We start from the raw sequence: 10,656 nt of genomic DNA, 5'->3' as shown, positions 1-10,656 counted from the left end.
CCGGATATCCTGCGTCCGGTTTGTCGTCATCTTGAGGAGCGCGCGCATGTCTGACACCCCGTCGTCACGGTCGGCGTCGGCGACCCGGTTGTCGCTGTCGCACATCACCGCGCAGAACGAGACGAACCTCCTCGGCACCGTGCACGGCGGCGTGATCATGACGTTGGTCGACTCGGCCGCGGGCGTGGTCGCCGCCCGGCACTCCGGGGGACCGGCCGTCACTGTTTCGATGGACGAGATGGTCTTCCTGGTCCCGGTCCGGGTCGGTGACGTGGTGCACTTCAGCGCCCAGGTGAACTGGACCGGCCGGAGCTCGATGGAGGTCGGCGTCCGGATCACCGCGGACCGCTGGGACTCCGTCAGTCCGCAGGTCCACGTGGCGACGGCGTACCTGGTGTTCGTGGCGGTCGACGCCGAGGGCAAGCCGCGGCAGGTCCCGCGGGTGGTGCCCGAGACCGACGAGGACCGCCGGCGGATGCGCGAGGCCGAGATCCGGCGCAGCCACCGGCTGGCCCGGCGGGCGGCGATCGTCGCGTCCCGTGAGGCCATCGAATGATCTTGTTCCACAGAGCAAGGCTTCACCCGTCGGCCGTGCTGCTCGTAGTGCAGCTGCTCGGCGTGCTGGTCTACCCGCTGATGGAGGACTCCCGCGGCGGTCGGGTGGCCTTCGAGACCCTGGGCATCGTCGTCCTGGTGCTCGCCGTGTTCTCTGTGAGGTCCACCCCCGGCCTGACATGGATCAGCATCTGCCTGGGCATCCCCGGTGTCGCCCTGTCCCTGGTGGACGCGTTCCGGCCGACCGACGTGATCGTGCCGATCTCCGGCGCCTTCCACGCGGCCTTCTACTTCTACGCTGCCTACAGCCTGCTTCGGTACATGCTGTCCGACCATGACGTCAGCGTGGATGAGCTCTACGCCACAGGAGCCACTTTCACCTTGGTGGCTTGGGGTTTCGCCTACGTGTTCGTCTTCGTGCAGGCTCTGGAGCCCAACAGCTTCACTGCTGCGGTCAACCCGATGCAGGACCGCACCTGGATGGAGCTGCTCTTCCTCAGCTTCACCACGCTCTCCAGCACCGGCCTCAGCGACATCGTGCCCATCTCATCCTGGGGACGGTCGGTGGTGATGCTGGAACAGCTCGCCGGCCTCGGCTACGTCGCCATGGTCGTGTCCCGCCTGGTCGGCCTCACCGTCGCCAGGCGAAGCTGATCCGACCTCCGGCTGGGATCGCCACAGCAGAACGCGGCATCAGGGCCGGGACATGGATACGCTGCGACCATGGCGGAACCCCGGTGGCTGGACGACAGAGAGCAACAGGCCTGGCGTGCCTTCATCGCGGCTCAGCGAGTGGTCAACTCCAGGATCGAGCAGCAGCTGCAACGTGACGCCGGCATGCCGCACACGTACTTCGAGATCCTGGTCCGGCTGTCCGACGCAGAGGACGGCCGGTTGCGCATGAGCGAGCTCGCCGTGGCCACCCTGGGCTCGCGCAGCCGTCTCTCGCACGCCGTGAACAGGCTGGAGCAGGTCGGCTGGGTGCGGCGCGAGGGGATCGAGTCGGACCGGCGCGGCCAGGTCGCGATCATCACCGAAGAAGGCCGCCAGAAGCTCAGGGAGACCGCACCGGGCCATGTCGAGACGGTCCGCGCGGCAGTCTTCGACGCGCTCAGCGAAGAACAGGTCGAGCAGTTGCGCGAGATCTGCGCGGCGCTGGCCAAGCACTCCGGCGGCACGTACGACAGTGAGATCTGGGAGACCCGCTGACGTCCCTCCGGAAGAGCCGACGGCGATCCGTAACAATGGGCCTGATGAAGACCACCCGACGCGCAGCCGTAGTAGTCGTGGCCGCTCTCCTCCTCAGCGGCTGCAACGACACTGCCTCGCCGCCGACGGCTGGTCCCAGTACTGCCCCGTCGTCCTCTGTGCCGATCACCCCGTCCAGCACGCCGACGGCGACCCCACCCAGTACGCCGTCCAACACGCCAACCAAGCCACCGAGCACTCCGGTAGGCAGCTGTGTCGACCAGAAGCTGGCAGCGCTCACTCTGCGCGAGAAGGCGGCCCAGCTGATCATGACCGGCATCGACGCAACCGGGATGACCTCGTCCGAACGCTCTGTGGTGCGCGCCCAGAAACCAGGTGGGGTCCTCCTGATGGGAAGCAGCGGCAGCCTCAGCCACACCCGTACTGCGATGGCCACGGTCTCCACCACCAGTACTACGCACGGCATCAAACCCTTTGTCGCGGCGGACCAGGAGGGCGGCCAGATCCAGCGCCTCAAGGGCTCCGGCTTCGACCGCATCCCCGCGGCCACTGTGCAGGGCACGTGGTCCACCCAGAAGTTGACCAGTGAGGCCACGGGCTGGGGGCAGCAGCTCAAGCAGGCCGGAGTCAACATCGACCTCGCGCCAGTCGCAGACGTCGTACCGGCGTCCCTGGGGGACAGCAACGCCCCGATCGGTGCGCTGGACCGCAACTTCGGCAGTACTCCGGGTCCGGTCGGTCAGCACGTGGCCGCCTTCATCCAAGGCATGGATGCGGCCGGAGTGATGACGTCCGTCAAGCACTTCCCTGGCCTTGGCCGGGTGCGCGGCAACACCGACTTCTCCTCTGGAGTCGTCGACAACGTCACCGTCCGGGGCGACGCCGACCTCGCCCCGTTCGCGAAGGGGATCCAGGCCGGCTCGGACCTGGTGATGATCTCCACCGTCACCTACACCAAGATCGACCCGGACAATCGGGCGGTCTTCTCGCCCACGATTATCCAGGGCATGCTGCGCGGCGACCTCCGGTACGGCGGGGTCGTGATCACCGACGACGTCGGGGCGGCGGTCGAGGTGGCATCCGTGCCGGCCGGGGATCGGGCCACCCGGTTCGTCGCGGCCGGCGGCGACGTCGTGATCACGGCGAAGACCTCGCTGACCTCGGTGATGATCAACGCGCTGGTCGGAAAAGCCCAGCAGGACAAGGCGTTCGCGGCTCTCCTGCAGAGCAGCGTCCGCCGGGTGCTCACGCTGAAGCAGAACCGCGGTCTGGTGACGTGCAGTTGAGCACGCCACCCGAGAACGAGCCGGACTACCGCTTCACGCTGGCCAACGAGCGGACCTACCTGGCCTATCTGCGGACCTCACTCGCCTGCTATGCGGGCGGGTTGTCCGCAGTCCAGTTCCTCGACCTCGGCGGCGGACGCTGGCCGGCGCGGATCATCGGGGTGGTCCTGGTGGCCGTCGGCCTGGTCACCACAGCACGGGCGTACCGGCGCTGGCAGCAGAACCTGACCGCGATGCGCAGCGGCGCCCGGCTGCCGGTGACCAGGCTGCCTTTGATGCTCGGAGCAACGATCGCCGTGGTCGGAGTGGCCGGTCTGCTGCTCGCCGCCTGGCGCTGATCCCGGTGGCCCCGACGCCCCCGGACCCGGGCCTGCAACCTGAGCGGACGCTGCTCGCCTGGCGGCGGACCGCGCTCGGCCTGGTCGCCAACGGCGTCCTGCTGCTCGCCTCCGGGCACGGTTCGTCGAGCGTGCGGTCCGGGCTGGGCATCGTCGTGATCGTGCTGGCCCTCGGCTGTTGGGCGGCGGTGAGTGCTGTGTACCGCCGGGCCGCTCACTCTCCGCAGGTGCTGGCCTCGGGCCGGGTCCTCACCGCGGCCGCCGGTCTGGTGCTCGTCGTGGGCCTGTTCGACCTCTATGCCGTGATCACCCACTGAAGCCGATTGCTCACGCAAAGCACGTGTTCAGGCGGGCGGTGTCGGCGCCCGGAGGTAGGTTGAGCGGGCGGATGCCCCGTCAACAGTCCGTTGCCCCTAGCATGATCACGGTTTGTCCCTCGTTCATCCGGAGCTTGAAGTGCCGTTACGTCTGCGTCCGAACGACCCGACGTTCTACGACCTTTTCACCGAGTCGGCCACCCACCTGGTCGACGGAGTACGGATTCTCGCCGAGTTACTGGGCTCCACCAGCGGCTCCGGCTTCGGGGCCAGCCGTCAGATCGCCGCCCAGATGAAAGATGCCGAGCACGCGGCCGACGAGACCACCCATTCGATCATCCGCCGGGTCAACTCGACCTTCGTGACGCCGTTCGACCGGGAGGACATCTACCGGCTGGCATCCGATCTGGACGACGTGATGGATTACATGGAGGAGGCCGTCGACTCGGTCCACCTCTTCGCGCTGGAGAAGCTGCCGGAGGAGGTCGCCGAACAGATCGAGGTCCTGCAGCGGGCGGCGACCCTGACCGCTGACGCGATGCCCCGGCTGCGCACGATGAAGGATCTGGCGGAGTACTGGATCGAGATCAACCGGCTGGAGAACACCGGCGACGCGGTGCACCGCCGGCTGATCGCCAGGCTGTTCAGCGGCGAGTACGACGCGCTGACAGTGATGAAGGTGAAGACCGTGGTCGACCTGCTGGAGGCCGCGATCGACGCCTTCGAACACGTCGCCAACACGGTCGAACAGATCGCCGTCAAGGAGAGCTGAGCGTGGAGCTCACGCTCGTCGTCACGGTCATCGTGATCGCGTTGGCGTTCGACTACACCAACGGTTTCCACGACGCCGCCAACGCGATCGCCACCTCGGTCTCGACCCGGGCGCTGACGCCCCGGGTGGCGCTGGCGATGGCGGCGGTGATGAACTTCGTCGGCGCCTTCCTCGGTACCGAGGTCGCCGAGACGGTGGGCAAGGGCATCATCACCATCCCCTCGGGCCGGCACGGGCTGGTGGTCGTCCTGGCGGCCCTGATCGGCGCGATCACGTGGAACCTGGTCACCTGGTACTTCGGGCTGCCGAGCTCCTCGTCGCACGCGCTGATCGGGGGTCTGGTCGGAGCCGGGCTGGCGTCCACGAGCGTGGTGCTGTGGTCCGGCATCCTGGACAAGGTCGTCATCCCGATGGTGTTGTCGCCGGCGATCGGCTTCCTCGGCGCCTTCGGTCTGATGACCGCGATCCTCTGGGTCTTCCGGCGGAGCAATCCGGGCAAGGTCAACCGCGGCTTCCGCCTCGCGCAGTCGTTGTCCGCTGCCGCGATGGCGCTGGGGCACGGCCTGCAGGACGCCCAGAAGACGATGGGCGTGATGTTCCTCGCACTGCTCGCCACCGGTCACGTCGACGCCGGCGAGGGCATCCCGGTCTGGGTGAAGATCTCAGCCGCCACGGCGATCTCGTTGGGCACCTACTCCGGTGGCTGGCGGATCATGCGGACCCTGGGCCGCCGGATCATCCACCTGGACCCGGCCCGCGGCTTCGCCTCCGAGGCGGTCGCGGCGACCGTCCTCTACGTGATGGCGATCGGCCTGCACGCACCGGTCTCCACGACGCACACGATCACCTCGGCCGTGATGGGTGCCGGTGCCACCAAACGGCTTTCCGCGGTGCGCTGGGGTGTCGCGAGGGGCATCGTCACCGCCTGGGTCCTCACCATCCCGGCGGCCGGCCTCGTCGCCGCGGGCTGTTACGGGATCGCGCACCTGATCCTGGAGTAGTAGTTCATCCTTCATTAACCCGGGGTGCTTAGCGTCGATGCGTTCCTCACGCCGCCCTCCCCTGGGATGTGATCGTATGGATCTGTCGTTTCTTGTTGTGGTGGTGATCATCACCGCCCTGGTGTTCGACTTCACCAACGGGTTTCACGACACCGCCAACGCGATGGCCACCTCCATCGCCTCCGGGGCGCTCAGACCGAAGGTCGCGGTGGGGCTGTCCGCGATCCTGAACCTGGTCGGTGCCTTCGTCTCCACCGAGGTGGCCAAGACGATCTCGAGCGGGCTGGTGGACGACGCCCTGATCACCGTGCCGATCATCTTCGGCGGTCTGGTCGGCGCGATCCTGTGGAACCTGCTGACCTGGTACGTCGGTCTGCCCAGCTCGTCGTCGCACGCGCTGTTCGGCGGGCTGATCGGCGCGACCTGGATCGCGGCCGGCTCGGACGCGGTCAACTTCAGCAACGTGGTCGCCAAGATCATCGTGCCCGCGGTCGCCGCGCCGATCGTGGCCGGTATCGTCGCCCTGCTCGGCACCTACTTCGCGTACACGATCACGCAGCGGGCCCGGAAGAAGACGGTCGACGACGGTTTCCGGGCCGGTCAGATCGCCTCCGCGTCGCTCGTCTCGCTGGCGCACGGGACCGGCGACGCGCAGAAGACGATGGGCATCATCACGCTGGTGCTGATCACCTCCGGCAGTCTCTCGCAGGGTTCGGGACCGCCGCTCTGGGTGATCTTCGCGGCCGGCACCGCGATCGCGCTCGGAACCTATCTGGGCGGCTGGCGGATCATCCGTACGATGGGCAAGGGCCTGACCGAGATCGAGTCGCCGCAGGGATTCGCCGCCGAGAGCAGCTCGACCGCCGTACTGCTGGCGTCCTCGCACCTGGGCTTCCCGCTGTCCACCACGCAGGTGTGTTCGGGCAGCATCCTCGGGGCTGGCCTCGGCAAGCGGCTGGCGGAGGTGCACTGGACAGTGGCGGGCCGGATGGCGCTGGCCTGGCTGTTCACGCTGCCTGCCGCGGCGATCGTCGGTGCCCTGGCCGGCCGGGTCGCGAACTCGGGCAACCTCGGCGTCGCCATCATCGCGGTCGCCGCCGCTGCCGCCGGACTCGGCCTGTACGTCGCGTCGCGGCGCAATGCGGTCACCTCGAAGAACGTCAACGACACCCCGACCGCTGCCACCACGGTCGCCGCGAGCTGAAGGGAGATCCACAGATGCATATCGACTGGGGTGCACTCGGACAGGTCGCCGTGGCGAGCCTGGTGTTCGGGGTGGGGATCGCGGTGCTGTTCGCCGTCGCAGTCTCGGCGCTGTCGCGGCGAGCGGTCGCGGTGGACGAGAAGCGCACCGTGTCAGTCGTGGACACAGCGGTCGCCGGCGCCTGCTTCGCCGCCTGCGTAGCCGCGGTCCTCTACGGCCTCTACCTCATCATCCCCCAATTCCACTGACCCTCCGCCCATCAATCAGTTGCGTCCGAAGAGCTGGCGGGACGTCCCTCCAGTTCTTCGGACGCAAGCAGGTCAGTGGTTAGCGGTTCCAGCGGCGGATGGCTTTGGCGATGTCCTTGGTACGGAGGGACGTGACGCACTCGTTCCAGCTGTTGTAGAGGTCGTCGCCGAGTTCCGACAGGCTGAGATAGGCCTGTGGGCGTACTGCGATCACCCACGTCGCCGCCGCGGCGTGGCCCTGGGTGAAGAGCAGGTGGTTCGCGGTCGCGTCGATCCGGCGGCGGCTCTCCCCGTGCAGTCCGGTGGACGCCCAGGCCTGCAGGATCACCGGGTCCCTGGCCGTCATCTTCGCCAGATAGGTCAGCGGTCCGCGCCAGAAGCCCCGATGGCCGATGTTGTCCAGCCGCTCGAGCGGGAACCAGCCGTTCTGGCAGCGCCGGCCGTTCACCGCCGACTCGATCTCCCGCGCCTGATCCGGTCGCAGGCCCTGGGTCGCCCAGGACAGGAAGAACACGCCCGCGTCCGGGATCTCCTCCGCCACGTCCGCCGGGATCGACAACGTGCCCGGCTCGAAGAGATGCAGCTCCTCGTCTGAGTAGAACAACAAACTTCCCCCGCCCGCCCGATGACAACCGGCCGGAGGCGCCCAGGGATGGGCCCGCCCGGCCTGCGTCGACAGCGACCCCCCAGGTCCCGTAACGACACCAAAGGTTCTTGCTACTCCCGACTCGCACCCGGGGTCAAGGCCCTGCCCAGAACCCGTCCGGACGTGCTGGCACGAAGCGGCCGCCGCGAACCACGGCCGAAGCAGCCCGGAACTACTTCTTGGGGCGGTCCGCGCGGCGGCGGAGCTCCTCTTGGTCGAGCCGTTCGGCCTCCTCCGGGGTGGGCGCGCCACCGCCGTACGACGCGGGCAACCACCAGGCGCCGGGTGGTTGCTCCGGATAGGCCCGGATGGTCCGGTCGAGCATGCCGCTCATACTCTTCCGCAGCCGCTCAGTGGCCTCGGTCGCGTCGTCGCGCCGGGTCACGGTCAGCGGCTCGCCGACGGTGATCGCGACCGTCTGGTGGCGCGAGAAGTCCTTCGGGTGGTCCTTGGTCAGCATCCGCTGGGTGCCCCACAGCACCATCGGGATGATCGGCACCCCGGCGGCCGCCGCCATCCGGACCGCGCCGGACTTGAACTCCTTCAGCTCGAACGAGCGGCTGATCGTCGCCTCCGGGAACACCCCGACGATCTCGCCCTCCTTCAGATAGCGGAGCGCCTCGCGGTAGGACGCCGCGCCGGCACCCCGGTCCACCGGGATGTGGTGCATGCCGCGCATCAGCGGTCCGGAGTACCGGTTCCGGAACAGCACTTCCTTGGCCATGAACCGGACCAGCCGCTTGCTCGGCTGCGCGCCGAACCCGCCGATCACGAAGTCGACGTAGCTGATGTGGTTGAGCGCGAGCACCGCACCACCCGTGCGCGGGATGAGTTCGGTGCCGGAGAGCCGGATCGTCAGGTCCAGCACCTTGAACGCGGTCTTGGCGAAGCCGATGACCGGCGGATAGATGATGTCACGCATTCTCTGACGCTACCGGTTCTCACCTGACGGCACACCGGCCGAGCGCGTGACGCTGCTGACGCTGGGCAAATGCTGACCCATCCCGGCGGGGCGCGCGGATCCAGTACGCAGTACGCAATCTTTGGCTAGGGTGACTGCGACAAGTTGATACCGCGGGAGCTCGCGCTGTGGCGGGCTGAGAGGGCGGCTGGGGAGATCCGGCGCCGCCGACCGCCGAACCTGTCCGGGTAATTCCGGCGTAGGGAGCAGCATCGTGACAACTATCGACAACTCTGTTCGCCCCAGTGTCACCACCGGCCCGATCTCGGGGTCGGAGAAGATCTACACCGGCGAGCTGAGAGTCCCACTCCGGCGGGTGAATCTCACCAACGGGGAGCACTTCGACCTGTACGACACGTCCGGCCCCTATACGGACGCGTCGGCCGCGATCGACGTCCAGACCGGGTTGCCCGCGCTGCGGCGGGACTGGATCACGGGGCGGGAGCCTTTGACCCAGTTGGCGCATGCGAGGGCGGGCACCATCACCGAGGAGATGCGCTACATCGCAGTACGGGAAGGCGTTGATCCGTCGTTCGTCCGGGACGAGGTGGCCCGCGGCCGCGCGGTGATCCCGGTGAACCGGCGTCATCCCGAGTCCGAACCGATGATCATCGGGAAGAAGTTCCTGGTGAAGGTGAACGCCAATATCGGCAACTCGGCCGTCAGCAGCTCGATCGAAGACGAGGTGGAGAAGCTGGTCTGGGCCACCCGCTGGGGCGCGGACACGGTGATGGACCTGTCCACCGGCAAGAACATCTACGAGACGCGCGAGTGGATCCTGCGGAACTCGCCGGTCCCGATCGGCACCGTGCCGCTCTACCAGGCGCTGGAGAAGGTGAAGGGCGACCCGACCGAGCTGACCTGGGAGGTCTACCGCGACACCGTGATCGAGCAATGCGAGCAGGGCGTCGACTACATGACGGTGCACGCGGGCGTGCTGTTGCGGTACGTGCCGCTGACCGCCAAGCGCATCACCGGGATCGTCTCGCGAGGCGGCTCGATCATGGCCGCGTGGTGCCTCGCGCATCACCAGGAATCCTTCCTGTACACGCATTTCGCCGAGCTTTGCGAGATCCTGCGCCAGTACGACGTGACGTTCTCCCTGGGTGACGGGCTTCGTCCGGGCTGCATCGCGGACGCGAACGATGCGGCCCAGTTCGCCGAACTCCGGACCCTCGGAGAGCTGACCAGGATCGCCTGGGAGCACGACGTCCAGGTGATGATCGAAGGACCCGGGCACGTGCCGATGCACAAGATCGCGGAGAACGTCCGGCTCGAGGAGGAGCTCTGCGGCGAGGCCCCGTTCTACACTTTGGGGCCGTTGGCAACGGATATCGCGCCGGCCTACGACCACATCACCAGCGCGATCGGGGCCGCCCAGATCGGCTGGCTCGGTACTGCGATGCTCTGCTACGTCACACCCAAGGAACACCTCGGCCTACCGGATCGCGACGACGTGAAGACCGGTGTGATCACGTACAAGATCGCCGCCCACGCGGCCGATCTGGCCAAGGGACACCCGGGTGCGCAGGACTGGGACGACGCATTGTCCAGAGCGCGGTTCGAGTTCCGGTGGGAAGACCAGTTCAACCTGTCGCTCGACCCTGACACGGCCCGGTCGTATCACGACGAGACGTTGCCCGCCGAGCCGGCGAAGACCGCGCACTTCTGCTCGATGTGCGGGCCGAAGTTCTGCTCGATGCGGATCACCGCGGACATCCGCAAGTACGCGGAGGAGCACGGCCTGGACTCGGCCGAGGCGATCGAGGCAGGGTTCCAGGAGATGTCGGAAACCTTCAAGGCCAACGACTCCCAGGTCTACCTCCCGGTCACCCCGGCCTGACGAGCTCCGGTCCGATCTGCTCGCCGGCGGCGTGCTGGTGTCGGACGCCTACCATGGACAGCGGTAGGTGATTCAGCATGAGGTACGCCGCCGCGGGTGTGGTCGTCGCAGGTCTGCTGCTGTTCAGCGGCTGCGGCAGCGAGTCCGACCCGCCCCCGACCGCAGGGCAGGAGAACAGCGTGACCCCCTCGACCCAACCACCGAGCCCCGACCCGACCACTCCCGGTACGCCGGCGCCCAGTACTCCGGGTTCTCCCGCGCCGAGTACCCCCGCCC

14 protein-coding genes are annotated in these 10,656 nt (G+C 67.8%); 11 read left to right on the top strand and 3 right to left on the bottom strand.

Features of this window, described 5'->3' with window-relative positions:
* Positions 1-46: 46 nt before the first annotated feature.
* The 10 genes from VFG33_RS32450 to VFG33_RS32405 all read left to right on the top strand — a co-directional run bounded on the left by VFG33_RS32450 (position 47) and on the right by VFG33_RS32405 (position 6,930).
* Positions 47-556 carry an acyl-CoA thioesterase gene (locus tag VFG33_RS32450; RefSeq protein WP_325056811.1) on the top strand — a complete coding sequence of 170 codons (510 nt, stop codon included), beginning with the start codon at positions 47-49 and terminating at the stop codon, positions 554-556.
* 35 nt (positions 557-591) lie between these two features.
* Positions 592-1,209 (top strand): ion channel, encoded by a 618-nt coding sequence (locus tag VFG33_RS32445; protein ID WP_325056810.1) that lies wholly within the window; start codon positions 592-594, stop codon positions 1,207-1,209.
* Positions 1,210-1,278: 69 nt separating this feature from the next.
* On the top strand, positions 1,279-1,764 hold the full coding sequence (locus tag VFG33_RS32440; RefSeq protein ID WP_325056809.1) for a MarR family winged helix-turn-helix transcriptional regulator: 486 nt from the start codon (positions 1,279-1,281) through the stop codon (positions 1,762-1,764).
* A 44-nt stretch (positions 1,765-1,808) separates the two neighbouring features.
* A complete protein-coding gene (locus VFG33_RS32435; protein ID WP_325056808.1) occupies positions 1,809-3,050 on the top strand; it encodes a glycoside hydrolase family 3 N-terminal domain-containing protein in 1,242 nt (413 codons plus the stop codon).
* The gene (locus VFG33_RS32430; protein ID WP_325056807.1) at positions 3,047-3,388 is read left to right on the top strand and encodes a YidH family protein; all 342 of its coding nucleotides are present in this window, start codon (positions 3,047-3,049) and stop codon (positions 3,386-3,388) included. Before VFG33_RS32435 ends, VFG33_RS32430 begins: the two co-directional genes overlap by 4 nt.
* A gap of 5 nt (positions 3,389-3,393) precedes the next feature.
* Positions 3,394-3,705, top strand: coding sequence for a DUF202 domain-containing protein (locus VFG33_RS32425; RefSeq protein ID WP_325056806.1), 312 nt, complete (start codon positions 3,394-3,396; stop codon positions 3,703-3,705).
* A 139-nt stretch (positions 3,706-3,844) separates the two neighbouring features.
* Positions 3,845-4,477, top strand: a complete 633-nt coding sequence (locus VFG33_RS32420; protein ID WP_325056805.1) for a DUF47 domain-containing protein — start codon at positions 3,845-3,847, stop codon at positions 4,475-4,477.
* 2 nt (positions 4,478-4,479) lie between these two features.
* Positions 4,480-5,478 carry an inorganic phosphate transporter gene (locus VFG33_RS32415; protein ID WP_325056804.1) on the top strand — a complete coding sequence of 333 codons (999 nt, stop codon included), beginning with the start codon at positions 4,480-4,482 and terminating at the stop codon, positions 5,476-5,478.
* 76 nt (positions 5,479-5,554) lie between these two features.
* Complete coding sequence (locus VFG33_RS32410; protein ID WP_325056803.1) at positions 5,555-6,682, top strand: inorganic phosphate transporter; 1,128 nt, start codon at positions 5,555-5,557, stop codon at positions 6,680-6,682.
* A 14-nt stretch (positions 6,683-6,696) separates the two neighbouring features.
* Positions 6,697-6,930: a hypothetical protein gene (locus VFG33_RS32405; RefSeq protein WP_325056802.1), complete on the top strand. Its 234-nt coding sequence runs from the start codon at positions 6,697-6,699 to the stop codon at positions 6,928-6,930.
* Positions 6,931-7,009: 79 nt separating this feature from the next.
* Here VFG33_RS32405 and VFG33_RS32400 read toward each other — a convergent pair whose 3' ends face one another.
* Both VFG33_RS32400 and VFG33_RS32395 read right to left on the bottom strand, forming a co-directional pair.
* Positions 7,010-7,534, bottom strand: coding sequence for a hypothetical protein (locus VFG33_RS32400; protein WP_325056801.1), 525 nt, complete (start codon positions 7,532-7,534; stop codon positions 7,010-7,012).
* A 214-nt stretch (positions 7,535-7,748) separates the two neighbouring features.
* On the bottom strand, positions 7,749-8,498 hold the full coding sequence (locus VFG33_RS32395; RefSeq protein WP_325056800.1) for a lysophospholipid acyltransferase family protein: 750 nt from the start codon (positions 8,496-8,498) through the stop codon (positions 7,749-7,751).
* A 253-nt stretch (positions 8,499-8,751) separates the two neighbouring features.
* Here VFG33_RS32395 and thiC point away from each other — a divergent pair, with 253 nt between their 5' ends.
* A complete protein-coding gene (gene thiC, locus VFG33_RS32390) occupies positions 8,752-10,380 on the top strand; it encodes a phosphomethylpyrimidine synthase ThiC (RefSeq protein WP_325056799.1) in 1,629 nt (542 codons plus the stop codon).
* Here thiC and VFG33_RS32385 read toward each other — a convergent pair.
* Positions 10,367-10,656: hypothetical protein (locus VFG33_RS32385; protein ID WP_325056798.1), on the bottom strand; the 290-nt coding region annotated here is incomplete at its 5' end. The two genes, thiC and VFG33_RS32385, sit on opposite strands and share 14 nt — an antisense overlap.

It is taken from the genome of Kribbella sp., from assembly GCF_035687465.1.
Taxonomy (GTDB): domain Bacteria; phylum Actinomycetota; class Actinomycetes; order Propionibacteriales; family Kribbellaceae; genus Kribbella.
The sequence above is the reverse complement of the archived record's forward strand: the minus strand, read 5'-3'. Positions and strand labels throughout refer to the sequence as shown.